Source organism: Streptomyces sp. NPDC006879 (genome assembly GCF_042869595.1).
In the GTDB taxonomy this organism is placed as follows: domain Bacteria; phylum Actinomycetota; class Actinomycetes; order Streptomycetales; family Streptomycetaceae; genus Streptomyces.
In genome coordinates, this window is sequence record NZ_JBIAGC010000003.1 from 20,404 (window position 1) to 43,968 (window position 23,565).

The 23,565-nt window shown below is 70.5% G+C and carries 23 protein-coding genes and 1 pseudogene; 9 read left to right on the forward strand and 15 right to left on the reverse strand.

From position 1 onward, the window contains the following. Positions 1 to 30: 30 nt before the first annotated feature. From ACFYMC_RS03320 to ACFYMC_RS03350, 7 genes are all read left to right on the forward strand, one after another. Positions 31 to 615 carry a PaaI family thioesterase gene (locus ACFYMC_RS03320; RefSeq protein WP_388518036.1) on the forward strand — a complete coding sequence of 195 codons (585 nt, stop codon included), beginning with the start codon at positions 31 to 33 and terminating at the stop codon, positions 613 to 615. Next, positions 615 to 1,148: a dUTP diphosphatase gene (gene dut, locus ACFYMC_RS03325; RefSeq protein WP_388518039.1), complete on the forward strand. Its 534-nt coding sequence runs from the start codon at positions 615 to 617 to the stop codon at positions 1,146 to 1,148. The genes ACFYMC_RS03320 and dut overlap by 1 nt, the downstream gene beginning before the upstream one ends. Position 1,149: 1 nt before the next feature. Next, on the forward strand, positions 1,150 to 1,935 hold the full coding sequence (locus ACFYMC_RS03330) for a DUF3710 domain-containing protein (protein ID WP_388518042.1): 786 nt from the start codon (positions 1,150 to 1,152) through the stop codon (positions 1,933 to 1,935). 138 nt (positions 1,936 to 2,073) lie between these two features. Next, on the forward strand, positions 2,074 to 4,713 hold the full coding sequence (locus ACFYMC_RS03335; protein WP_388518045.1) for an ATP-binding protein: 2,640 nt from the start codon (positions 2,074 to 2,076) through the stop codon (positions 4,711 to 4,713). Next, complete coding sequence (locus ACFYMC_RS03340; RefSeq protein WP_388518048.1) at positions 4,710 to 5,408, forward strand: response regulator; 699 nt, start codon at positions 4,710 to 4,712, stop codon at positions 5,406 to 5,408. The genes ACFYMC_RS03335 and ACFYMC_RS03340 overlap by 4 nt, the downstream gene beginning before the upstream one ends. Before the next feature lie 9 nt (positions 5,409 to 5,417). Next, positions 5,418 to 5,825: an OB-fold nucleic acid binding domain-containing protein gene (locus ACFYMC_RS03345; protein ID WP_388518051.1), complete on the forward strand. Its 408-nt coding sequence runs from the start codon at positions 5,418 to 5,420 to the stop codon at positions 5,823 to 5,825. A 3-nt stretch (positions 5,826 to 5,828) separates the two neighbouring features. Next, positions 5,829 to 6,611, forward strand: a complete 783-nt coding sequence (locus tag ACFYMC_RS03350; protein ID WP_388518054.1) for a DUF3159 domain-containing protein — start codon at positions 5,829 to 5,831, stop codon at positions 6,609 to 6,611. A 78-nt stretch (positions 6,612 to 6,689) separates the two neighbouring features. Here the strand turns inward: ACFYMC_RS03350 and ACFYMC_RS03355 are convergent, their stop codons facing one another. Further along, a complete protein-coding gene (locus ACFYMC_RS03355; protein ID WP_388518057.1) occupies positions 6,690 to 7,367 on the reverse strand; it encodes a potassium channel family protein in 678 nt (225 codons plus the stop codon). Beyond that, positions 7,364 to 8,032: a potassium channel family protein gene (locus ACFYMC_RS03360; protein ID WP_388518060.1), complete on the reverse strand. Its 669-nt coding sequence runs from the start codon at positions 8,030 to 8,032 to the stop codon at positions 7,364 to 7,366. The genes ACFYMC_RS03355 and ACFYMC_RS03360 overlap by 4 nt, the downstream gene beginning before the upstream one ends. 190 nt (positions 8,033 to 8,222) lie before the next feature. Between ACFYMC_RS03360 and ACFYMC_RS03365 the strand changes: the two genes are divergently transcribed. Together ACFYMC_RS03365 and ACFYMC_RS03370 are read left to right on the forward strand one after the other, a co-directional pair. After that, positions 8,223 to 10,271 (forward strand): APC family permease, encoded by a 2,049-nt coding sequence (locus tag ACFYMC_RS03365; protein ID WP_388518063.1) that lies wholly within the window; start codon positions 8,223 to 8,225, stop codon positions 10,269 to 10,271. Between the two features lie 109 nt (positions 10,272 to 10,380). After that, positions 10,381 to 11,712, forward strand: coding sequence for a class I SAM-dependent RNA methyltransferase (locus ACFYMC_RS03370; protein WP_388518066.1), 1,332 nt, complete (start codon positions 10,381 to 10,383; stop codon positions 11,710 to 11,712). Positions 11,713 to 11,842: 130 nt separating this feature from the next. On the opposite strand, the pseudogene ACFYMC_RS03375 reads toward ACFYMC_RS03370, so the two are convergent. The 13 genes and pseudogenes from ACFYMC_RS03375 to ACFYMC_RS03435 all read right to left on the reverse strand — a co-directional run. Then, positions 11,843 to 13,153: pseudogene (locus ACFYMC_RS03375) on the reverse strand (helicase-related protein); the annotation flags it as partial. After that, positions 13,042 to 13,668: a hypothetical protein gene (locus ACFYMC_RS03380; protein WP_388518069.1), complete on the reverse strand. Its 627-nt coding sequence runs from the start codon at positions 13,666 to 13,668 to the stop codon at positions 13,042 to 13,044. The gene ACFYMC_RS03380 and the pseudogene ACFYMC_RS03375, both read right to left, overlap by 112 nt. Before the next feature lie 450 nt (positions 13,669 to 14,118). Continuing rightward, positions 14,119 to 14,346: a hypothetical protein gene (locus ACFYMC_RS03385; RefSeq protein WP_388518071.1), complete on the reverse strand. Its 228-nt coding sequence runs from the start codon at positions 14,344 to 14,346 to the stop codon at positions 14,119 to 14,121. Positions 14,347 to 14,606: 260 nt separating this feature from the next. Next, positions 14,607 to 14,804: a thiocillin family RiPP gene (locus ACFYMC_RS03390; RefSeq protein ID WP_388518074.1), complete on the reverse strand. Its 198-nt coding sequence runs from the start codon at positions 14,802 to 14,804 to the stop codon at positions 14,607 to 14,609. 88 nt (positions 14,805 to 14,892) lie between these two features. Continuing rightward, on the reverse strand, positions 14,893 to 15,063 hold the full coding sequence (locus ACFYMC_RS03395; RefSeq protein WP_388518077.1) for a thiocillin family RiPP: 171 nt from the start codon (positions 15,061 to 15,063) through the stop codon (positions 14,893 to 14,895). A gap of 79 nt (positions 15,064 to 15,142) precedes the next feature. Then, on the reverse strand, positions 15,143 to 15,301 hold the full coding sequence (locus ACFYMC_RS03400; RefSeq protein ID WP_388518080.1) for a thiocillin family RiPP: 159 nt from the start codon (positions 15,299 to 15,301) through the stop codon (positions 15,143 to 15,145). A 99-nt stretch (positions 15,302 to 15,400) separates the two neighbouring features. After that, a complete protein-coding gene (locus tag ACFYMC_RS03405; protein WP_388518083.1) occupies positions 15,401 to 15,565 on the reverse strand; it encodes a thiocillin family RiPP in 165 nt (54 codons plus the stop codon). Beyond that, positions 15,562 to 16,551, reverse strand: coding sequence for a thiopeptide-type bacteriocin biosynthesis protein (locus tag ACFYMC_RS03410; RefSeq protein WP_388518086.1), 990 nt, complete (start codon positions 16,549 to 16,551; stop codon positions 15,562 to 15,564). The genes ACFYMC_RS03405 and ACFYMC_RS03410 overlap by 4 nt, the downstream gene beginning before the upstream one ends. A gap of 1 nt (position 16,552) precedes the next feature. Beyond that, positions 16,553 to 18,970 carry a hypothetical protein gene (locus tag ACFYMC_RS03415; RefSeq protein WP_388518089.1) on the reverse strand — a complete coding sequence of 806 codons (2,418 nt, stop codon included), beginning with the start codon at positions 18,968 to 18,970 and terminating at the stop codon, positions 16,553 to 16,555. Continuing rightward, on the reverse strand, positions 18,967 to 20,115 hold the full coding sequence (locus ACFYMC_RS03420; RefSeq protein ID WP_388518092.1) for a site-2 protease family protein: 1,149 nt from the start codon (positions 20,113 to 20,115) through the stop codon (positions 18,967 to 18,969). Before ACFYMC_RS03420 ends, ACFYMC_RS03415 begins: the two co-directional genes overlap by 4 nt. Then, the gene (locus ACFYMC_RS03425) at positions 20,112 to 20,798 is read right to left on the reverse strand and encodes a hypothetical protein (protein WP_388518095.1); all 687 of its coding nucleotides are present in this window, start codon (positions 20,796 to 20,798) and stop codon (positions 20,112 to 20,114) included. Before ACFYMC_RS03425 ends, ACFYMC_RS03420 begins: the two co-directional genes overlap by 4 nt. Next, the gene (locus ACFYMC_RS03430; RefSeq protein WP_388518098.1) at positions 20,789 to 22,546 is read right to left on the reverse strand and encodes a hypothetical protein; all 1,758 of its coding nucleotides are present in this window, start codon (positions 22,544 to 22,546) and stop codon (positions 20,789 to 20,791) included. Before ACFYMC_RS03430 ends, ACFYMC_RS03425 begins: the two co-directional genes overlap by 10 nt. Then, on the reverse strand, positions 22,543 to 23,202 hold the full coding sequence (locus tag ACFYMC_RS03435) for a TOMM precursor leader peptide-binding protein (protein ID WP_388518101.1): 660 nt from the start codon (positions 23,200 to 23,202) through the stop codon (positions 22,543 to 22,545). Before ACFYMC_RS03435 ends, ACFYMC_RS03430 begins: the two co-directional genes overlap by 4 nt. Between the last annotated feature and the right edge of the window lie 363 nt (positions 23,203 to 23,565).

A 23,565-nucleotide genomic window follows, 5' to 3' on the forward strand; every position in this document is an offset into this window, starting at 1 on the left:
CGGGTAGCTGCGCGGGTAAGGTCTGCGGCTGTGAGTGGACGAAACACAGCGTTGACACCCCCGGCCGACGCCGCCGCGCCGGTGCGGCATCCCGATGCCCCGGCGCCCGGCGAACTCCTCGGCGCGCACTACGAGCACTGTTTCGGCTGCGGCGGGGGGCAGCCGCACGGGCTGCACCTCGAAGCCCGTGCCGGGGACGGCGTGAGCGTCACCGCGGAGTTCACCGTCCGGACGGTCCACCAGGGCGCCCCCGGCCTCGCCCACGGAGGGGTGTTGGCCACCGCGCTGGACGAGACGCTGGGCTCGCTGAACTGGCTGCTGCGGGTCATCGCGGTGACTGGAAGGCTGGAGACGGACTTCCTACGCCCCGTCCCGGTCGACACGGTGCTCCACCTCCAGGCCGAGGTCACCGCCGTCGCCGGCCGGAAGATCTACTCCTCGGCGGTCGGCCGGATAGGCGGGCCGCAGGGCCCGGTCGCCGTGCGTGCCGACGCCCTGTTCATCGAGGTCAAGGTCGACCACTTCATCGACAACGGTCGGCCTGAGGAGATCCAGGCGGCCATGGCCGACCCCGACCAGGTCAGGCGTACCCGCGCTTTCGAGGTGAACCCGTGATGCGAGAAGCGCACCAACCAGTCGACGTCCTCATCAAGCTCGTGGACCCGCGGGTGCCGATTCCCGCGTACGGGCATCCCGGTGACGCCGGCTGCGATCTGGTGACCACCGAGGCCGCCGAGCTCGCCCCCGGCGAGCGGACGGTGTTGCCCACCGGTGTCTCGATCGCCCTGCCCGACGGCTACGCCGCCTTCGTGCACCCCCGCTCCGGGCTCGCGGCCCGATGCGGGCTTGCCCTGGTGAATGCCCCAGGGACGGTGGATGCCGGGTACCGTGGGGAGATCAAGGTGATCGTGGTCAACCTCGACCCGCGGGAGACCGTCCGGTTCGAGAGGTTCGACCGCATTGCCCAGCTGGTTGTCCAGCGTGTCGAGAAGGTGCGGTTCCACGAGGTCGCGGAACTTCCCGGCTCGGCAAGGGCTGAGGGGGGCTTCGGGTCCACCGGCGGGCACGCCGCTGTGGCCGGATCCGACGCTGGGCAGCAGGGTGGGAATGGCTACGCTTCGGTCGTATCCGACCGGGAAGGACAGTGACGTGTTCGGACGTCGCAAGAAGAGCAGTGCCGCCGAGAACGCTGTGGACGCGGCAGGCGAGGCCGAGCAGGTCGTCGACGGCGCCGAGGCTGACGAGGACGCCGCCGGTTTCGACACGAGCGCGCCGCGCCGGATGAACCTGCCGCCGGCCCCGCGACCGGACGGCCCCTGGGACCTCGAAGAGGTCACCTCCCCGGCCGAGGGCCGGGTCGACCTGGGCGGCGTCTTCGTGCCCGGAGTCGAGGGCATGGAGCTGCGGGTCGAGGTCGCCGGGGACGCGATCGTCGCCGCGACGGTGGTGCTGCGTGACAGCGCGGTCCAGCTCCAGGCATTCGCCGCGCCGAAGAAGGAAGGCATCTGGGGCGAGGTCCGTGAGGAGATCGCCTCGGGCATCACCCAGCAGGGCGGCATCGTCGACGAGGTCGAGGGTCCCTTGGGCTGGGAGCTCCGTGCCCAGGTTCCCGTGCAGCTGCCCGACGGAACCGGCGGTGTACAGCTGGTTCGATTCGTAGGCGTGGACGGTCCGCGCTGGTTCCTGCGCGGGGTGATCTCCGGGCAGGGCGCGGTCCAGCCCGAGGCCGCCGGCCTGCTGGAGCAGATCTTCCGTGACACCGTGGTGGTGCGCGGTGACGGCCCGATGGCCCCGCGGGACCCGATCGTCCTCAAGCTGCCGAACGACGCGCAGATGGTGCCGGACGGCGTGCAGACCGAGGACCAGGAGAGTTCCCGTTTCTCCGGCGGGATGGGGCAGCTCCAGCGCGGCCCCGAGATCACCGAGGTTCGCTGAACGGCGGGCTTTCGGCGCCCTAGGAGCGTGTAGAGGCTGACGACCGGTGGTCCGCACCCGTGGGGGTGCGGACCACCGGCGCTTTCTGCCGTGCTTGACGGAGCCCCTCCACGTGCAGCCGTGACCGACAATGTCTGCATGGGACGCGGCAAGCTTCGGATCTATCTCGGCGCGGCACCCGGCGTGGGCAAGACCTACGCGATGCTTGCCGAGGCGCAGCGTCGGATGGAGCGCGGCACCGATGTGGTGGCCGGCTTCGTCGAGGCCCACGGCCGTCCCAGGACCCAGGCCCAGTCGAGCGCCCTCGAACAGGTCCCGCGCCGACGGTACCCGGGCCCGAGGGGTGTCCAGGTCGAAATGGACGTGGACGCCGTCCTGGCGCGCCGCCCGGCGGTGGCCCTGGTGGACGAGCTCGCCCACACCAACGCCACCGGTTCGCGTAACGCCAAACGGTGGCAGGACGTCGAGGAGCTCCTCGACGCCGGCATCGAAGTGATCACCACCGTCAACATCCAGCACCTGGAGTCACTCGGCGATGTGGTGGAGTCGATCACCGGGGTTCGCCAGCAGGACACCGTCCCCGACGAGGTCGTGCGAAGGGCCGATCAGGTCGAGCTGGTGGACATGTCCCCGCAGGCCCTGCGGCGCAGGATGGCGCACGGAAACATCTACCGGCCCGAGGATGTCGACGCGGCCCTCTCCAACTACTTCCGTCCCGGCAATCTGACGGCCCTGCGGGAGCTGGCGTTGCTCTGGACCGCCGACCGGGTGGACGCCTACCTACGGGAGTACCGGGGCGAGCACGGGATCCGCTCGACCTGGCAGGCCCGGGAGCGGATCGTGGTCGGGCTGACCGGTGGGCCGGAGGGGCGCACCTTGATCCGCCGAGCTGCCCGCCTCGCCGAGAAGGGCGCCGGCGGGGAGGTGCTGGCCGTCCACATCGCGCGCAGCGACGTACTGGATGCGGCTTCGCCGAGGGAGCTCGCCGTCCAGCGCAGGCTGGTGGAGGACCTCGGCGGCACCTTCCACCACGTCATCGGTGACGCGGCACCGGCTGCGCTGCTGGAGTTCGCCCGCGGAGTCAACGCCACCCAGATCGTGCTGGGCTCCAGCCGCCGCCGGAGCTGGCAGTACGTCTTCGGCCCCGGGGTGGGCGCCACGGTCGCCCGTGACTCGGGGCCCGACCTCGACGTCCACATCGTCACCCACGAGGAAGCCGCCAAGGGCCGCGGGCTGCCGGTGGCCCGGGCCGGCGCCCGGCTGGGGCGATCCCGGACCATCTGGGCCTGGCTGGTCGGTGTGGCCGGGCCCGCACTGCTTGCTTGGGTCCTCACGCACGTGGACGGCGACCTGGGGCTCGCCAACCACATGCTGCTCTTCCTCGCCCTCACGGTCGGCTCGGCCCTGCTCGGCGGCCTGGCGCCCGCGCTGGCCTCCGCCGCCTTCGGTTCGCTGCTCCTGAACTACTACTTCTCCTCGCCCCTGCACCGGCTGACCATCGCTGACCCCAGGAACATCGTCGCCATCGCCGTGTTCTTCGCGGTGGCGGTGGCGGTGGCCTCGGTGGTCGACCTCGCCGCCCGGCGCACCCAACAGGCGGCCCGACTGCGCGCCGAGTCCGAGATCCTCTCGGTCCTCGCCGGAAGCGTGCTGCGCGGTGAGACCTCGCTGGACGCCCTCCTGGAGCGGGTGCGGGAGACGTTCGGGATGGACTCGGTCGCCCTCCTGGAGCGAGCCGGCGGCACCGAGCCCTGGACCCGGGCCGCACGTGTGGGGCCACGGCCCGCCGCGCGGCCGGAGGACGCCGATGTGGACATGCCGGTCGGCGATCACATGGCGCTGGCCCTGACCGGTCGTGTGCTGCCGGCCGAGGACCGCAGGGTCCTCGGGGCCTTCGCCGCGCAGGCCGTGGTCGTGCTCGACCGTCAGCGGCTGGTGGGCCAGGCCGAGGAAGCCAGGCGGCTGGCGGAGGGCAATCGGATCCGGACCGCGCTGCTCGCCGCCGTCAGTCACGACCTGCGCACCCCGCTGGCTGCCATCAAGGCAGCGGTCAGCTCCCTGCGCTCCACTGACATCGAGTGGTCCGAGCAGGACCGGGCCGCCCTGCTGGAGGGCATCGAGGACGGTGCCGACCGGCTGGCCGCGCTCATCGGGAACCTTCTGGACATGTCCCGGTTGCAGACCGGCACGGTCACCCCCCTGATCCGGGAGGTCGACCTGGACGAGGTGGTCCCGATGGCGCTGAGCGGGGTGCCGGAGGACAGCGTGGGACTGGACGTGCCGGAATCCCTTCCGATGGTGGCCGTGGATCCGGGTCTGCTGGAACGCGCGGTCGCCAATGTGGTGGAGAACGCCGTCAAGTACAGCCCCTCGGGTGCCCGGGTGCAGATCTCCGCCAGCGCCCTGGCGGACCGGGTGGAGGTCCGCGTCGTCGATCGCGGGCCCGGAGTTCCGGAGGAGGGTCGGGAGCGGATCTTCGCGCCCTTCCAGCGCTACGGGGACGCCCCCCGTGGTACGGGAGTGGGGCTCGGCCTCGCCGTCGCCCGTGGATTCACCGAGGCCATGGGCGGCACCCTCACCGCGGAGGACACCCCGGGCGGCGGCCTCACCATGGTGTTGACCCTGCGTGCAGCCGCAGCGGAGGACCGTGTACTAATACGACAGGTGTACCCCGGGGTGGAGCAGCAGCCGGGTGGCGGGAGCGTACGCCCCACCCGTGCCGACGGCGGTACCGGCACCCAGGGGCAATCGGATACGGAAGAGGGCAGGACCGGATGACCAGGGTCCTCGTGGTGGACGACGAGCCGCAGATCGTGAGGGCCCTCGTGATCAACCTGAAGGCCCGCGGCTACCAGGTGGACTCCGCGCAGGACGGCGCCACGGCCCTGGAGCTGGCCGGAGCGCACCGTCCGGACGTGGTCATCCTCGATCTCGGTCTCCCCGACGGCGACGGAGTAGAGGTGATCCGGGCGCTGCGCAGCTGGACCCGGGTGCCGGTCCTGGTCCTCTCCGCACGCCACAGCTCCGACGAGAAGGTCCAGGCCCTCGATGCGGGAGCGGACGACTACGTCACCAAACCCTTCGGCATGGACGAGCTGCTGGCCCGGCTGCGGGCCGCCGTCCGCCGGGCCGAACCCGTAGCCGGGACGGGGGAGGAGTCGATTGTGGAGGCCCCCGGATTCACCGTGGACCTAGGCGCCAAGAGGGTGCGGCGCAACGGCGCGGACGTGCGCCTGACCCCCACCGAATGGCACCTCCTGGAAGTCCTGGTCCGCCATGACGGCCGACTGGTCGGCCAGAAGCAGTTGCTCCAGGAGGTCTGGGGGCCCTCGTACGGCACCGAGACCAACTACCTGCGGGTGTACATGGCCCAGCTGCGCCGGAAACTGGAATCCGACCCCGCGCAGCCACGGCACTTCATCACCGAACCCGGCAGGGGGTACCGCTTCGAGCGCACCCCGACACGCCGGTAGGCTTCCTGTATGAGTGCTGTACCTCGTTCGGATAAGCCCGCGAGACCGGTCGGCCGGTTCCGACGGATGATCGAGCGGCTGTCGACGTCGCAGGAGGAGCTGCACTCCGCGGAGCTGCAGGAGGACGCAGAGGCCACGGGGTGCACCCGGATCTGTGACTGCACCGACCGCCAGATCGTTAAGGTGACTGGTACCTTGCGGACGGTCACCCTGCGACCGCGGGCCGGAGTACCGGCCCTGGAGGCGGAGCTCTTCGACGGCTCCGCCGCCCTGGACGTGGTCTGGCTCGGCCGGCGCTCCATCGTGGGCATCGAGCCGGGCCGCAAGCTCATCGCGTCCGGCCGGATCTCGATGAGCCACGGTCGTCGGGTGCTCTTCAATCCCAAGTACGAACTCCGACCGCTGGGACAGGAGTAGCCGGTGACGTCGTTCGACAAACCGCAGCCGCAGGCAGAACACAGCACCAAGGAGCCAGCAAGGCCCGAGGACGCAGGGCCCGTCGACTCCAAGGCGGTGACCCAGGCCGCGCTCTTCGACGCGTTTGGCGGCGTGCGGGGCACCTTGGAAACCATGTTGCCCGGACTGCTGTTCGTGGCGATCTACACGGCCACCAAGGACCTGCATGCCTCGGCCATCGCAGCCCTGGCGGTCGCCGTGGTCCTCGTGGTGGTGCGCCTGGTCCGACGGGACACCGTCAAGCATGCCTTCAGCGGGGTCTTCGGGGTGGCCTTCGGCGTCGCCTTCGCCATGTTCACGGGCAACGCGAAGGACTTCTACCTTCCGGGCATGATCTACGGCGCCTCGCTCGGCGCCGCGTTCACCCTCTCCGCGTTGCTCGGATTCCCACTGCTCGGCGTGATCCTCGGCCCGATCTTCCGGGAGAACCTCTCCTGGCGCACCCGCAATCCCGGGCGCAAGGCCGCCTACACCAAGGCCAGCTGGGCCTGGGGCCTGGTCTTCCTGGCCAAGTACGCCATCCTCTTCCCGCTGTACTGGTGGGGGAACACCGAGCAACTGGGGTGGGTGCTGATCGCCCTGAAGCTTCCCCCCATGGTGATCGCGGTGTACTTCACCTGGGTCTTCTTGGCCAAGGCGCCTCCGCCGATCGACGTCTTCGCCGAGATGGAGGCCGAGGAGAGGGCTGAGAAGGAGCGCAAGGCGGCTGCCGCAGCCGCCGCGGCTGCCCGGCGCAGCGAGGCCTGAGAGAGCAGACCGCGAGCATGGACGAGGGGCTCCTGGAACCGATGCGGTTCCAGGAGCCCCTCGCTCCGGGCCGGGTCTTCAGCCGGCGGTCTTCGCCGGTCGTGCGGAGAGCAACTCCTCCAGCTGTTCCTCGCGCGCCTGGGCGGCCACGAAGAGCAACTCGTCGCCTGCTTCGAGGGACTCCTCCGGGTTCGGCGTCAGGACGCGGTTGCCACGGATGATCGTGACCAGCGAGGTGTCCTGCGGCCAGTCGATGGAGCTGATCAGCACTCCGGCCATGGGGGATTCCGGCGGCAGCGTCAGCTCCACCAGGTTGGCGTCGCCGTGGCTGAAGCGCAGCAGCCGGACCAGGTCGCCGACGCTCACCGCCTCCTCGACCAGGGCCGACATCAGCCGCGGGGTGGAGACCGCGACGTCCACTCCCCAGGACTCGTTGAAGAGCCACTCGTTCTTCGGGTTGTTGACGCGCGCGACCACTCGCGGCACCCCGTACTCCGTCTTGGCCAACAGTGAGACCACCAGGTTGACCTTGTCGTCACCCGTTGCGGCGATCACCACGTTGCAGCGTTGCAGGGCCGCCTCGTCCAGTGAGGTGATCTCACAGGCATCCGCCAGCAGCCACTCGGCCTGCGGTACCCGCTCCACCGAAATGGCCGTCGGAGCCTTGTCGATGAGCAGCACCTCGTGCCCGTTCTCCAACAGCTCGCCCGCGATGGAGCGGCCCACCGCACCGGCCCCGGCGATAGCGACCCTCATGCCTGTGCCTCCTCGGGGCCTTCGGCGAAGGCCGCCTCGACCTTCTCGATCTCGTCGGTGCGCATCATGACGTGCACGAGGTCACCCTCCTGCAACACCGTCTGCGAGGTCGGGAGCATGGCCTCGCCCAGGCGGGTGAGGAAGGCCACCCGCACGCCGGTCTCCTCCTGAAGCTTGCTGATCTTGTGCCCGATCCAAGTGGCTGAGGTGTGCACCTCGGCCAGTTGCACCCCGCCGCTCGGATCGCGCCACAGTGGTTCGGCGCCCGAGGGCAGCAGCCTGCGCAGCATCTGGTCGGCGGTCCATCGGACCGTGGCGACGGTAGGGATGCCCAGCCTCTGGTAGACCTCCGCACGTCGGGGGTCGTAGATGCGGGCGGCGACGTTCTCCACGCCGAACATCTCGCGGGCCACCCGGGCGGCGATGATGTTGGAATTGTCGCCGCTGCTGACCGCGGCGAAGGCGCCCGCGTCCTCGATGCCGGCCTCACGCAGCGTGTCCTGGTCGAATCCGACCCCGGTGACCCGCCGACCACCGAACCCCGAGCCCAGCCGCCGGAAGGCGGTGGGGTCCTGGTCGATCACCGCGACGGTATGCCCCTGCTGCTCCAGGGTCTGCGCCAGAGCGGAACCCACTCTTCCGCAGCCCATAATGACGATGTGCACGGCCGTCCTTCCGGCTGTCCGTAGTTCCGACCCGAGTAGAGCCCAGGTGTAACAGGGTCGCAGACAGTGGCCCAAGCTACACACGCGCGGTCACCAGTGTGCCCCCGTCGGCGTCCTCAAACACGGGAATCGAGGGCAGCTGGGGGTGGCCGGTGGTCTTGGCTGTTTTCGAACGCTTACGATCCTCTCCGTGTCCAAACTGACCGACGTGCCCAAACGGATCCTGATCGGCCGGGCGCTGCGCAGCGACCGACTGGGGGAAACACTCCTCCCCAAACGGATCGCCCTTCCCGTCTTCGCGTCCGACCCGCTCTCCTCCGTGGCCTACGCGCCCGGAGAGGTCCTGCTGGTGCTCTCCATCGCGGGGGCCTCCGCGTACCGGTTCAGTCCCTGGATCGCAGCCGCCGTCGTCGTGCTGATGTTCACGGTCGTCGCCTCCTACCGTCAGAACGTCCACGCCTACCCCAGCGGCGGTGGCGACTACGAGGTGGCCAACACCAACCTGGGCCCGCGCGCTGGACTCACCGTCGCCAGCGCACTCCTCGTCGACTACGTCCTCACCGTCGCCGTGTCGATCACCTCCGGCGTCGAGAACCTGGGCTCCGCCGTCCACATCGTCATCGAGCACAAGGTGCTCAGCGCGATCATCATGATCCTGCTGCTGACCCTGATGAACCTGCGGGGCGTCAAGGAGTCCGGGAAGCTCTTCGCCATCCCCACGTACGTCTTCGTCGGCGCCGTCTTCATCATGATCGCCTGGGGCGCCTACCGGGGCCTGGTCCTCGACGACAGCATGCACGCCCCCACCGCCGACTTCGAGATCGAACCCGAACAGCAGGGTCTCGCCGGCTTCGCGCTGGTCTTCCTCCTCCTGCGCGCCTTCTCCTCCGGGTGCGCCGCACTCACCGGCGTCGAGGCGATCAGCAACGGAGTGCCGGCCTTCCGCAAGCCCAAGAGCCGCAACGCCGCCACCACGCTGCTCCTGATGGGCGCGCTCGCCGTCACCATGTTCTGCGGCATCATCGGTCTGGCCATGGCCTCCGGCGTCAAGATGGCCGAGAACCCGGCCGTGGACCTGCTCTCCAACGGCAGCCCGGTCGGTCCCGGCTACGTCCAGGACCCCGTGATCTCCCAGGTCGGCGCAGCCGTGTTCGGTGACGGGACGTTCTTCTTCTTCGTCCTGGCCGCCGCTACCGCCCTGGTGCTCTTCCTCGCCGCCAACACCGCCTACAACGGGTTCCCCCTCCTCGGCTCGATCCTCGCCCAGGACCGCTACCTGCCCCGCCAACTCCACACCCGCGGCGACCGCCTCGCCTTCTCCAACGGCATCGTGCTCCTCGCCGGCGCCGCCATACTTCTGGTCTGGGTGTACGGTGCCGACTCCACGAAGCTGATCCAGCTCTACATCGTCGGCGTGTTCGTCTCCTTCACCCTGAGCCAGATCGGCATGGTCCGTCACTGGAACCGCCACCTGCGCACCGAACGCAACAAGGCCGCACGTCGGCGGATGCTGCGCTCCCGCGCGATCAACACCTTCGGCGCCTTCTTCACCGGTCTGGTCCTCATCGTGGTCCTGGCCACCAAGTTCACCCACGGTGCCTGGGTCGCCCTGCTCGGCATGGTGATCTTCTACGGGGTGATGAGTGCCATCCGTAGGCACTACGACCGGGTCGCCGAGGAGATCGCCGCCGCCGAGGGCCCCTCGGAGGACAGCGTCCGGCCCTCCCGGGTGCACTCCATTGTGCTGGTCTCAAGGGTTCACAAGCCCACCCTGCGCGCCCTCGCCTTCGCCAAACTGACCCGCTCCGACACGCTCGAAGCGCTCAGCATCAGCGTGGACCAGGAGGAGACCAAGGCGCTTCGCGCCGAATGGGAACGGCGCGGCATCAACGTCCCTCTGAAGATCCTCGACTCCCCCTACCGCGAGATCACCAGGCCCGTCGTCGAGTACGTCAAGGGCCTGCGCAGCGAGAACCCGCGCGACGCCGTCAGCATCTACATCCCCGAGTACGTCGTGGGCCGCTGGTACGAACACCTGCTCCACAACCAGAGTGCCCTGCGCCTCAAGGGCCGCCTGCTCTTCACCCCCGGCGTGATGGTCACCTCCGTGCCGTACCAGCTCCAGTCCTCCGAACTCGCCAAGAAGCGGGCCAAGAAGCGCCAGGACTGGAACGCGCCCGGAGCCGTCCGCCGCGGCCCGGTGGACACCCGCTCGAAGGAACCCACCAACAAGGGCTGACCCGCAGGGACGCCAGCTGGCGTGCACACCGTCGCAACCCACGTAGACTGACCGGTCGCGCCCGGCCCTCCTGGTCGGCTCACCCTCAGATCCCATGGAGTGACCCCGTATGACCACACCCACCGAGAAGCAGTCACTGGTTGGGGAGGAGTACGAGGTAGAGGTCGGACCGGTCGCGCACGGTGGCCACTGCATCGCCCGTACCGCCGACGGCCGGGTGCTCTTCGTCCGGCACACGCTGCCCGGCGAGAAGATCATCGCCCGGGTCACCGAGGGCGAGGAGGACTCCCGCTACCTGCGCGCCGACGCGGTCCGGGTGATCGAAGCCTCAAAGGACCGGGTCGAGGCACCTTGTCGTTTCGCGGGCCCGGGCAAGTGCGGTGGTTGTGACTGGCAGCACGCCAAGCCCGGCGCCCAACGCCGGCTCAAGGGCGAGGTCATCGCCGAGCAACTGCAAAGGCTCGCCGGTCTCACCCCCGAAGAGGCAGGCTGGGACGGCACCGTGATGCCCGCCGAGGGCGACAAGCTTCCCGCCGGTCAGGTGCCGGCCTGGCGCACCCGCGTCCAGTACGCGATCGACGAGGAAGGACGCGTCGGGCTACGCAAGCACCGCTCCCACGACGTCGAGCCCGTCGACCACTGCATGATCGCCGCCCAGGGCGTCAGCGAACTCGGCATCGAGAAGCGTGAATGGCCACAGATGGCGAGCGTGGAAGCCATCGCCGCCACCGGCTCCAGTGACCGTCAGGTGGTCCTCACCCCCCGCCCCGGCGGACGGCTCCCGCTCGTCGAACTCGACAAGCCGGTCTCGGTGCTGCGGGTGGAGGAGAAGGACGGCGGGGTCCACCGCGTCCACGGGCGGGCCTTCGTTCGCGAACGCGCCGACGGCCGCACCTACCGCGTCGGCATGGGCGGTTTCTGGCAGGTCCACCCGCAGGCCGCCGACACCCTCATCAAGGCCGTCATGCAGGGGCTGATGCCACGCAAGGGCGAGATGGCCCTCGACCTGTACTGCGGGGTCGGCATCTTCGCCGGCGCCATCGCCGAGCGAGTGGGCGAGGACGGAGCGGTCCTCGGCATCGAGTCCAGCAAGCGGGCCGTCGAAGACGCCCGACACAACCTCCAGGACATGCCGCGGGTCCGCGTCGAGCAGGGCAAGGTCGAGCAGATCCTGCCCCGGACCCGGATCACCGAGTGCGACCTCATCGTCCTCGACCCACCCCGCGCGGGCGCAGGCAAGCAGACGGTCAAGCACCTGTCCTCCCTCGGCGCCCGCCGCATCGCCTACGTCGCCTGCGACCCGGCGGCCCTGGCCCGCGACCTCGGGTACTTCCGCGAGAACGGGTACAAGGTGCGTACCCTTAGGGCCTTCGACCTGTTCCCGATGACCCATCATGTGGAGTGCGTCGCGATCCTGGAGCCGGTGCGGGAAGAGGCCTGACCGGCGCACGCTGGAAGGCACGTCCGCACCGGATGCGCCGCAGCTCTCCGCGCGCCCTGACGCCCTCACCGAGCTGAGGGTGGGCGGGCAGGGTGCGCGGCCAGGCCGCCGGTGTCGACCATCAGCCGCATCACCGTTGGTCTGAAGCGAACCGTGTGGACTCGGCCAGCGTCCGGCGCGCCCCGTCGAAGTCGGCGAGCCTGGCGGCCAGTGCGGCCGTAGCCAGGCGGGTGGGCAACGCCGTGGAGAACTTGAGGCCGTGTACGGCCCGCTGGTCGACGTCCGGCAGGACCAGGGAGGAGGCACAGCGCGCAGCGTCTTTGGCGGCCCGCCACGCATGCGGTGTCAGGTCCTCCCGCAGGCGCACGTAGCAGTCGGTCGGTTGCTGGACCGGGTCGGTTGCGGCGGACAGTGTGGCGGCGAGAGTCGCGTTGGTGCGGTAGCCGGCCCAGGTCCACCAGCGGACGTCCTTCCCGCGCCGGTTGATCAGGGTCCCGCCCGGGTGGACGGTATGGGGTGCTTCCTCATCACGCCACTCCTGCAGGGCCACGGCAGCCCTGCGGGTCAGGGAGACGGGTGGGTCGGCGCCGAGCAGCACCTCCCGCATGGCACGGGTGAGCGCGTACGAGAGGCCGGTGGGCGTGCCGCTCGACCACTTGGCGAGGCCTCCGCCCTCCACGGGTTCGACGAACACGCGCCTGCGCCCCCAGTCGATGTACGTCACCTGCCAGCTGTGCCCAGCCAGGAGCAGTCGGCGGGGCCCGGGCCGTTCCTCGGTTAGTACGGCCGGATCCGCCTGGCCGATTTCAGTGCGCCCGGAAAGTACGGTGAACTGCGGGGGCGCCGTGAACGAGGCGGTCAGTTCGATGAAATGACGTCGCCCGAAGCGGTGTTCCGCTTCCGGACCGATGAACAGCAGGCCCCCGTCGGAGTCGAGGAACCCCTCGCTCACCAGATGGCGCAGGATGGGAGCCGCGGAAGCGTCGAAGGGCGCCAGTCCGTTCCACTCCTCCGCCCACAGCCGGTCCCCCAGCGTGTGCTTCTGGAGGGTGAGGGCGAGTAGCTGCTGAGCGACTAGGTGGCGGGGTTCGGGTGGCGGAACCACGGGTTCCACCCAGCCCCGGCTCCACAGCAACAACAGGCCGGCGGCCTGGAGCAGGGAGTCCTTGCGGGTGGTGAGGAAGAGGCAGTTGCGGCCCGATCCCGGCCGGCGTCCGGTACGTCCGATGCGCTGTAGGAACGAGGCGACGGCGGCAGGGGAGTCGATCTGGACGACCCGGTCCAGATCACCCACGTCGATGCCCAGCTCAAGGGTGGAGGTGGCCACGATCACACAGTCACGGGCCTCGGCGAACGCCTGCTCCGATCGCGCTCGTTCTTCGGCGGAGAGGGAGGCGTGGGAGAGGAACACGGAGACCTCACGCGCGCGCAGTGCGGCGCCGGCGGCCCCCAGACCAGGTGGACACCCTCGCCGAGGCAGGCCCGGTACGCGTCCGCCTGGGCGGGATGGAATCCCGGCGGGTCGACGGCGTGGGCCGAAGGGCCGCCGATCGTGCCGGCCGCGAGAGCAGTGGCGAGGGGATGCTCGCCCAGTCCCGCGATGCCGTCACGCAGAGCCTCGACCAGGAAGGTGGGCGGTTGCTTGAGCATCCACAGGTAGGGGTCGGCGATCTCGGTGAACTCCGGTACCCGCAACGTGAGAAGGGAGCCGTTCTGCGCGGTCTCGGAGACGGCGAAACCCTTGGTCTCGACGTCATCATCGTCCGGTCCGGCCAGCCTCAGGGAGTCCAGCTGTTCCGGTCCGATGTCGGAGCCCCGTAGGTCGACCACGTAACGACCGGGATCACCGCCGGGTGCCGCCCGCCCGACGCGCTGCCAGCGCGCCTGCCTTCCGGCGCCCCCCTCGACGGCGATCCACTCGCCGAGAGCCGAGGCGATCTCCTCGCGCCATCCCACCTACCGTCCCCCGATCCGCCCGGTCCGGTCGCGCCCCGTTGCTGCGCTGCACCCTACCCACCTGGTCGTTGTGACGTACAGTGAACGCCCCTTGACCAGCGAGCTCACCATGGTCGGCAGGCCGACCGACCGACGAGAACCAGCCAGGAGTCGCTGGGGGCGGCTGTGCACGATGCGTGAGGGCAACGTGCTGGGTGCCGCGGGAGCGGCCGTCGAACGGGCACCGGGCAGCTACGGCGGGGCGCTCAGGCGGCACCCTGCGCGCTGGCCGGCCAGTTCGGCGCCTTCGCCGACAAAACCCGCTCGCCGTAGGGCGATTGCTTGCATCCGCCCGTTGGGGCACCGGTAGCTGAGAGGCGCCGGCTCGGACGCTGCTGCCTGCCTGCGGTGGCGGGACAGGGCCGCGGCGAGTCCGCCGCGGCGGCAGCGGACCGGGTCTGGCGAAGGGGCTCAGACGCGTGTGCCAGCGAAGAGTTCGAGATGGGCGCAGTTGGGGCAGCGGAAGGCGTCGATCTGCCAGTGGGGTCTCCCCAGACGCTTGGCGCCCCCGAAGGGGCCGCGTTCGAGGGCGCCCTGTATCCATCGTGCGTAGCCGCGGGAGTGCTCCCCGCTGTCCTCGACGAATCCCGGTTCGAGGCCGACGGTGCCGCAGTGGGTGCAACGGAAGGTGTTGTTCACATGGGGAGTCTATGAACGGGCCCGCCACCGTCGGCAGCCGCCCTGCCCATCCCGCGCCGGGGTGGCGTGCTGCGGTCCGACCCGGCTCGACGTATGCGAGCAGGTCTCGGTGGTCCACCACAGCGTCAGCAGCCGAGGTCGGGGCGGGTGATGTGTGCCGTTCCGCGTCAAGCGGGAGGCCGGTTCGTGCGGAGCGGCACCAACCGACCTCCCCCGCCGGCCCGTTCAGATCAGGCGATCAGGACGGGGCCGGGCGGTGCTCACGCGCTGCTTGCTGTTCCGGCGCTGGAGAAGGTGCCTGAGGGGGTGGAGATGGAACTTCCGGTGCCGGCGGTGCCGGCGGTGCTGCCCGGTGCGTGCGCCGACGGCAGCACCTCCAGCTCCGGCAGTTCCTGGGCCAGGCTCAGGTCGAGTGCGAGGATCGGGGTCAGCCGACCGTCGTTGATGTTCTCGGACATGGTTACCTCCTGCTTGGTGTGATGTGAGGGGACTCCTGTCCCACCTGTGGACGTGTTCCGGGTCGGGCGGACCCACCGGGCCGTGGCCTCAGTGGCTGCCGGCGGTACCGACGCTGCTCATGGAACCCGCCGGGCAGGACGCGCAGCTGATGGAGCTGGCGCTGCCGAGCGTGCTGCCGGGCGCCTGGGCGGTCGGCAACGGCTCCAGTTCCGGGAGTTCCTGTTCGAGGATGAGTTCGAGATCGTGTACGTGCGACATGGGGCTCTCCTTGTGGCCGTGGGCGGTTGGGGGAGCGGGGCCCCTCACCCAGATCGGGGCCGCCGCTCTGCTCGTGGGTCTACTTCGAGCTCAGCGTGCTCGCGGTGCCCCAGGTCATGGCGGGGCAGGAGCCGGAGCCCACGGTGGCGGCGCAGGAGACGTTGCCCGCGGAGTACTCCTCGGGGAGCACTTCGAGTTCGGGCAGTTCCTGCTCCAGGCGCAGATCGAGATCGTTCATGACAGCTCTCCTGTTGTGTACTGGGCGACCGTGGTCGCGGTGGTCGGGGCCGGCATGTGCTGGCCGGATGTCAGGTGGTCCCGTGTGCGGTGCGGTTTGTCAGCCGGAGCTGCTGGCGGAACCGGCGCTGCCGATGGACCCTGCGGGGCAGGAGAAGGAGCCCGCGGTGCTCATGCAGCCCGCGCAAGACCCCGCGGAGTGGCTGTCCGGCAGGACTTCGATCTCGGGTGCTTCCTGCTCCAGGCGCAGGTCCAGGTCGTTCATGTGGTTCTTCCCTTCTTGGTTGACGGGTTCCGGTCGTGGCGGACCGGTTCGGCGCACTGGGTGTGCGTCGGTTCTGGGCCCGGGTGCTCACCGGCTCCTGTAGGTGGCGGCGGTGCGTTCCCGGGGGCTTGGAGGTGGGCTGCTGCGCTCCGGTCCGCTGCGTGGGCGGCCCGACCGAGTACTGCTTCCTCCAGGGGGAGGAATCCGAGTCGGTTGAGCGTCATGTGCATGTGCATCAGCAGCAGCCGTGAGGCCACCGCTTCGGGGTCCACGGCCAGTGCCCGGTGGACCCCCTCGACCACCTGGCCGGCCAGGCGGATGAGGGGTTCGGCCGGGCCGGTGGTACGTGAAGGCGAGGTGCGGGACAGGTGTGTGGCGCATTCCCGGGTCCGCTCCAACGCCTCGGGGTCTTCGCCCAGGGCGGCCGTCCAGTGCTGCCAGTGCAGCCGCCAGATGCGGTCGCGCTGGTGCGGGCCGAGGGAGCTGGTGCAGGCGCGGAGGAACCCAATCGCGTGCAGGGCCCTTGTGATGCGGTCCGCGCCGGTGGCCGCCACGGTGTCGAGCGCCACCTGACTGCTGGCCTGGAACACCTCCTCGGCGATCCGGGTGGCCGCGGGGGAACCGTAGTAGTGGTGTTCCCTGCTGTAGACGCCCAGGGAGAGGTGCCGGGAACCGCGTCGGGCGGTGAAGTCCTCGGCGAGGGGGTGGATCCGGTGAACCTCGCCCGGTGCGCCCCGCTCGTCGTCGGCCCGGCGCCACAGCTCCCGTCCGGCGCTCCAGCAGGCGTCCAGCGCGGCCGGGGGCCCGTAGAAGCGCAGGCGTAGGTGGGGGCCGGCCGTGTCGGCGTAGCGGATGAAGAACCAGCCTGTGGCGCCGAGCTGTTCGGCCGCCGCCACCCAGTCCGGGACGAGGGTGCCCGCGAGGATTTCCCCGTGCTGGTGGCTGGTGTGGTGTAGGCGCGCGTACAGCCATTCCGACGTGGTCATATCAGCCCCTCCCGGATTCGGCCGTGGTGGAGGGGTGGGTGATGTGCAGGCAGTGTTCCGCGACCCTGTCTCCTGAACCGGCGCGGCCCGTCGGGTCTTGTCGATCGGGCAGGCACTCGGTGAAGACCACCGGTACGTCTGGTCGCTCGGTCAGCCGGTGGAGGGACTCAAGGCCCACCGGGGAGGCGAAGGCGATCCAGAGCGGCTTGCGCAGCGCGTCGCGTCGGGGAAAACCGGGCTCGCAACGTACGTAGACCTCGGCGGGCATGCCGTGGGACCGGCGCCAGCCGTCCATGCGTTCGAGGAACTCGGGCCAGTCCTCGCCGGTGCCCCGCCGCGGAACCTGCGAACTCCCCAGCCGCCAGTGGGCTCGGCGCACCACCACGGGCCCGACGCTGCGTCGAGGGAAGGCCCCGAACCCCTGGCTGGTCGCACCGTCCGTACGGGTGCCGTCGGCATGCCCCGGTGGCAGCCACCAGGGGTCCGCCAGGGTCAGCAGCACCCGGGCGGCGCCGCCCACCAAATGACGCGGGACGGTGCCCAGATAGACGGGGGCGACCACCGAGGCTCCAGGGCGGCGCAGTTCCAGGGCGTGGCGTTCGGCGTCGTGGACGAGCTCAAGCTCCGTCACCGCGATGCCGGAACCGAAGGGCCGCGCCGTACCGGGCCATTGCAGCGCGGGCAGCAGACCGCTGCTGTCGGCTTGGAGCGGGTTGGCCTCCCGAGCGGGTACGAACTCAAGACATTCGGCCCGCGGGTACAAGGTGGTGATCCAGTCCCGTAGCCGGTCGGCGTACCCCGTGCGGTCGGGCCCGTCGAGTAGCCGGTGGAAACGAGCGGCCAGGGCTCCGCAGCCGGAGGAGATCTGGTTGACCACGATCAGGGGGCCGTCCTGCGCACCGCGGGCCGTCTGCCACAGGATCGACAGGGAGGGGAGGCAACTTGATCGACCGGCTTGGGCGCCCCGCACTCCTGCCGGCCCGGGCTGCCGTACTGCTGGCTCGGCGACCTCACAGCAGAAGCGGAAGACGTCCCGGCAGACACCGCCGGCGCCGAAGCGGGCGACGAAGGCGTCCGTCAGGGCCTGGTACTCCGGGGAGACCTGTAGGGACGCGCAGGCGGACTCGGCGTGGCGCAGCAAGGTCCCGCGGGCGTCGGCGTCGAGTTGGGGGACCGGGGTCGAGCCGGCGTGGTCCTCGTAGACCAGCGTGACGTCGTTCAAGGGCCACTCGTCCGGCGCGCCCAGCTCCCGCAGGGCGTCGGCGAGGGCGGCGCGCAGCGCACGCAGTGCGGCGGACCGTTGGTGGGGGGTGCCGTCGGTGATCCGCGCGAGGTGGGCGGTCGCCTCGGTCAGTCGGCCGGCGGCTGTCCTGCCGGGGTGGTCGGACGCGGTGCTCAGTACGCCTGCGAGCCAGGGCAGCAGGTCCTCCGTCGGGCAGGGGTCGTCGAGGTCGACCACACCGGCCGCCAGGTAACGCTCCAACCGGCGCGCGGGCAGTTGGGCGATCGCCGTGGAGCCGATGGGGCCACCGAAGAGATCCAGGAGGTCCGGCCGATGGCGGGCGTCCACCATCTCCTGGTGGGACCAGGCCCAGCCGTCGCTGACCGACAGCAGGGGCACGCTGATCCGGGCGTCCTCCTCCGATCCCCTCAAGGAGTCGTTGAGCCGCCAGATCAGCAGGTCCCTCACGTCTGCCCGCGGAGCCGCCGCGTGGAGCAGCATCCGGCCGGCCAGGGGGTGCAGGCTGACGCGCACCCGGTCGCCGTGGTGAAGACCGGGGACGACCACCTCGGTGAGTGAGGAGAGGGGGCTGGCCTTCAGCGCACTGCGCACGGCGTATCCGTATGCGGTGACCCGTTCGCCCCGGTCCAGCGCTCGGGTCTTGGTCGTCCTGGTGTAGAACACCGGGGAGACCACCGAGAGGGCGTGGGTCACCGCCGGTTCCGCCATGAGGGCGCGCAGGCAGCGTTCTTGCGCTGTGCGGGTGTGGGTCACGGCCTGTTCCAGGTCCGCACGGTGCTTGCGCAGCTGCTCGGCCCGGTCGACCCAACGGCTCAGTGCTGACAGTCGTGTTCGTTCCTCGTGGAGGGCGGTGGTCACCGTGGTGAGCAGGGCGGGGGGTACGGGTATCGCGGTGCCGGCGTGCGCGGCCCGGCGCCAGCGCAGGACGGCCCGACGGTCGGCCGCCGAGTCCATCAGGGGTACGGCCGTGTACAGCAGTTGGGAGACCTCGGGGCCAAGGGAGTGGAGGCCGGTGCGAGCAGCCGCCGTGCCGTCGAGGAGACGCGCCAGCGACTCGGCCGCCAGGGGCGAGACCGATCGGGCCGGTAGCCCTGCCACCCGTGCCAGGGCGGGGCCCTCGACCAGGGTGCGGCTGGCGGTGTCCACGGCGCTGTTCCTGAGCAGGGTCCACGTCATGTCAACCACCCCGCGAGCAGGACCAGCGATCGGAGGCAGAAGGCAGCGATGACCAGGCCGTAGACCAGGCAGACCAGTCCGAAGACCTGGTAGCGGACCCGCTGGGAGCGGCTACGGGCGGCCAGCCAACTCGGGGGTGTCTGGCGCAGGAAGCGGCAGCGCAGCGCTGTCAGGGCCCGCGAGCGGAGGTTGACCGCACCGAACCCGGCCTCCAATGCGTGGTAGCCGTCGGTGGGGAGTAGCGGGTTCAAGTTGGCCAGCAGCATGCCTAGTTGAAGCCAGACCACCACCACTGCCAGATGCGCGGCCCAGCCTTGCGCGGTCAGGGCGAGCAGGGACCAGCCGCCGAGCCACAGCACGTCCAGCGCCACGCCCGCCAGCGCGATGACCACGCGGGGGCCACGGGTGCGCAGCCGATAGGCGTCGGTGCGATCCACATAGGCCGCCGGCACCACGTAGAACAGCAGGCCGATGCCGATTTCCCGGACCCGTACGTCATAGAGCCGACAGGCCACCGCATGGCTCAGCTCGTGGAGCACCGTCTGCACCACCATGAGGCAGACGATCAGGGCCCATCCCCACCCCAGGGTGGACAGGCTCGGTCCGTCGGACGCCGCGGGTGAGGCGAGCACCGCCCCAGCGGCCGTCAGGCTGCCGATGGCCGCCGCGGCCCACAAGGCGCCGAACACGCGCGGTGCACGACGGAGCAACGTGACCACGGGATCGAGTGCGCTGTTCACGGCCGGACCCACCAAGGGCCGACGTGGCATGTGGCTGTTCCGGGCGAACTTGACGGACACCTCCTCCCGTCCGTGCGCCGGCGGAACGGTGAGGAGCCCCGCGGCCCTCAACTCCCCCAGGAAGTCCAGCACCACCTGTTCGGCGTTTCCGCCGGCACCGGGTCCGTCGGCTCGAACAGCGCGGAAGGCGAACTCCCTTCCCGTCATGCTGCCGTCGATCGCCTTGAGGATGGCTGCCCCGCTGCGGGAGAGCCGGGTGTAGTGGCCGTTGGCGGGGTCGTAGGCAAGGGGTTCGTCGTTGAGCCCTTCGGTGATCTCGATGTCGGCCCGGACCGCGAGCCGTTCGGTGTCGAGCCAGGAGCGCGATGGGGTTCCGGCAGCCTCGCCGGCCGTCTGCGTGGTCACCGCCGGTCGCCCTCACCGGGTGAGGTCGCCCGCCTGGGGTGGCCCAGGGCAAGGCCCAGGAGTTGGGCCCGGGCGGCACCGTCGAGGTCGAGATGGGTGCGACCGGCGGCGCTCAACACGCCCGCGAAGACCGAGCCGACGGCGTCACCGCACAGCGCGGCCAGCCAAATAGAGTGAGCGAAGGCGGCTCCACGGCACAGGAGTTGTCGATGCCCTGCCACCCCGTGTCGTGCCACGGCCGTGGCGAGGTCGCCGTGCACAACGATCACGACGGGAGCCTGCGCGAACTCCAGTTGCAGTACCAGGCTCTCCAGCGGCGGCAGTTCGCGGGGCTCCGGCTTCAGTTGCCGCTCCGCGGTGTCGTACTGGTAGACGCCTCTGGGGAGGTCATGGACGTCATGAGCGAGAACGGACGCGACCGGAGCGGGCAGCGCGGGATGGGCTGGCTGCCAAAGACGCCCGTCCTGCTCGCAGGCGTAGTCGAGGGCACGCGCCAGGGACGCCTCGTCCAAGGGCTCGCGGGACCAGGCACGTACCGCCCCCCTGCGGCGCAGGGCGCGCACGGGGCTGCCCGGGGTCCTGGCCGCCACCTGGGGCGAGAGCCCCGGCGCGGGGAGCGCCGTGGGCGTCGCGGGCGCGGTCAAGAGGTCCTCGGTGAGACGGCCGATGTCGATCAACGGCATGAGCTGCTCCCTTCCAGGTGAAGCCGCACTGCGGCGGTCAGAAGCGCGGGACCACTGGCACCGGTCACCAACTCCCGCTGGGATGACAGTCCGTGGGCGTCCAGCAGGCTGACCGCGAATCCGGCGATCGAGGAGACCAGGGCCAACTGGGCCAGGGCGCAACCGGTGTCGAGATTCCCGACCCGATAGGAGAAGGGCCCGTACTTGCGGGCCACCCGTGCGATGTCCGAAGAGAAGAGCAGGTACGCCTGGGGTTCCTCGTCGGCTTGAGGCGGTGGGGCTCCCAGCGTGGTCAGCAGGGTGCGGGCGTGGTCGGGGTGGGGGTGCATAGCGGTCAGCGCGTGCGCGGCGGCGTCGTAGTAGTGGATGCCGTCAGCCAGGCCCGGCACGCCTCGGAGCACGGTGTAGAGGTGGCAGGAGCCGAGGTTTCCGCCGCTGGGCGACCAGCGGTTGACCCGGCTGGGGTCGGTGGATTCGCCGGCGTCGACGGGCGCTCGTAGCCCGACGGTGAAGCGGAGCGCCGCTGCGAGCGCGGTGGGCCAGTCCACCGGCCGTTCGGCGGTGGCAAGGGCCTCCAGTTCGGCCAGGTTCACCTCGGGCAGTTGGTGCTGCGGATTACTCGGATACCGCAGGTGTTCGAACTGCAATCCGACGTTCTCGGGCCGGAAGTGGTGCTGGTGGGCCTTGGGGTTCACCAGGTGTCGCGGCGGGAAGCCGACGGCGTGTTCGTAGTGCAGCGGCGCCGCCGACGGGTGTTCGGTGCGCTCGCGGGAGGTGGGGTAGCAGGTCGGGCAGTCCGCTTCGGGCGTGAGCTTGTACGTCGTGGTCGTCGCGTCCACTATGTCCACCACCACCTGCCCGCCGAGGGACTGGGCCGGCTCGTTGCGTAGCAGCAGCGCCCTGATCTCCTCGGCGATCAGCCCGGCGCCGACCAGGGAGCCCGGCGTGGGAGTCGCTGACCAAAGCTCGGGGTCGCTCTGAGGGCTGACCGCGGCGCGGGCGTCGCGCGCGCAGGCCGTCGCTGTGGGGTCGACCAGGGGACCCACGAGGACGCGACCATCGCGTTCGTCCACCAGCAGCAGGCGCAGCCCGCGGGTCGCTGCGACTCCCACCAGCTGTTCGACCGTCTGGGTGGGAGCGGCGAGATCAACTACCAGCAGGGCGTCCTTCGCCAGGGTGTGCGCGGCGGTCGGCGTGGTGTGCGAGACGTCGGTGATGCCGAGGTCGGCGAGGGCGGTCTTCAACATCGAGCGCCAGGGCCGGCGGACCGCCAGCCTGACCTGAGCCGCCCTCGCGGCCTGCGCCATCAGGCTGGAGTGTGCGTGGACTCGGCTACAGTCCAGCGTTCGGGACATCCAGATCGCCGCGGACGCAGACGGACCGGCCCCCTCCGGCTGGGCGACCGCCTGTCCCGCGTCCTCCAAAACACCGCCGAAGTAGAGCGTGGCCACGGCCTGACCGACGGCTTGCGGGCTCCATCCGGTGGCCTCGGCCAGAGCCGCGTGGTCCCGGGTGCCGTCAAGCAGGGGGAACAGGGTCTGCCGCAGTACGGCAGCCGACCCTCCGCGCAGATGCTGACGTTCGGCGCCACCGTCGATGACCACCCCGTCGGGGGTGGACACGATGTGCAGGCCGCGGCAGAGCTGCGGGAGCTCGGGGACCCGGAACTGGGGGTCGCCCTGTACCGCGGCGGCCAGGACGGCGGCGGGGGTGCCGCGCCTGGGGCTGTCGCTGGCTACCGCGTTCACCGGGCGCCTCCCAGTCCCGCGGTCACGGGTCCGGCCAGTTCTTCGGCGAGGCCGCGCCAGCCGTCATCGGGGTCGAGGGGTGGTCCGCACTCCCGGCAGCCGTGGACACCGATGACCGTGTCGGCGAAGAGCGAACGGGTCAGTACGTTGTAGAACACCACACGGCCGGGTTCGACTTGCTGGCCCGCTCGGTAGCGGGCCACCAGGTCGGCGGTCACGCCAGCGGCGATCATCGCCTGGGCGTCGGCGTAGCCGCCGACTCCGTTCTGCGGCGAGGTCTCGAACGAGGCCTCCAGCGCCTGCGAGACGACGCGTCCCTGCTCGTGTTGCTCCCTGCGCCTGAGATAGCAGGAGTAGCAGGGGCCCTCGCCGGGGACCACGAGGGGTCCCACTCGGATCACCGGGAATTCCTGCACCACGGGGAGCCAGACCGTACCCCAGGAGGCGTGCAGCCGGGCGACCCGGGCCAGGAGGGCGGTCTCGTGACGCCAGGTGGCGACGATGCGGAGCCCGGCGTGGGGCCACTCCGCGGATCTACGCCCCAGGGCGTCCGTGGCAGACGCTTGCCAACCGAGCGTGCTGGACAGGTGGTCGGCCACGCTCCGGCCGAAGGCACCGGTCCACAGGATGTGGGTGGGCTCTGTGTTGGACGGCACGGACGTTCTCCTTGGGTTTGTCCTGTTGCTGGTGGTCGCACAAGGGAGGTTCGCGATGCGGTGGGTGCGGTCGCGGCCCCCGGAGCCGCTGTGGGGCGCCCTGTTCATCTGGCTCGGTCCGCGCCGCTTGCGCCGGGACCGGGGCGCGGCCATGAGGTGCACCCGCGGTCCGCATCGGCGCGGGGGGTGCGGACCGCCCTGGAGGAGTGGCGCTGCTGCTCACAGGTGACCGGTGACATGAAGTGACGCATGGTCAACTAGCCTGTTCTGAGTGCGTTCGAAGTATCGAGAGGGCACATCTGCGTAGATCCGGACTCCGGCACCCGGAACCGGACGGGTTGTGCCACGAGGGCGCCACGGTCG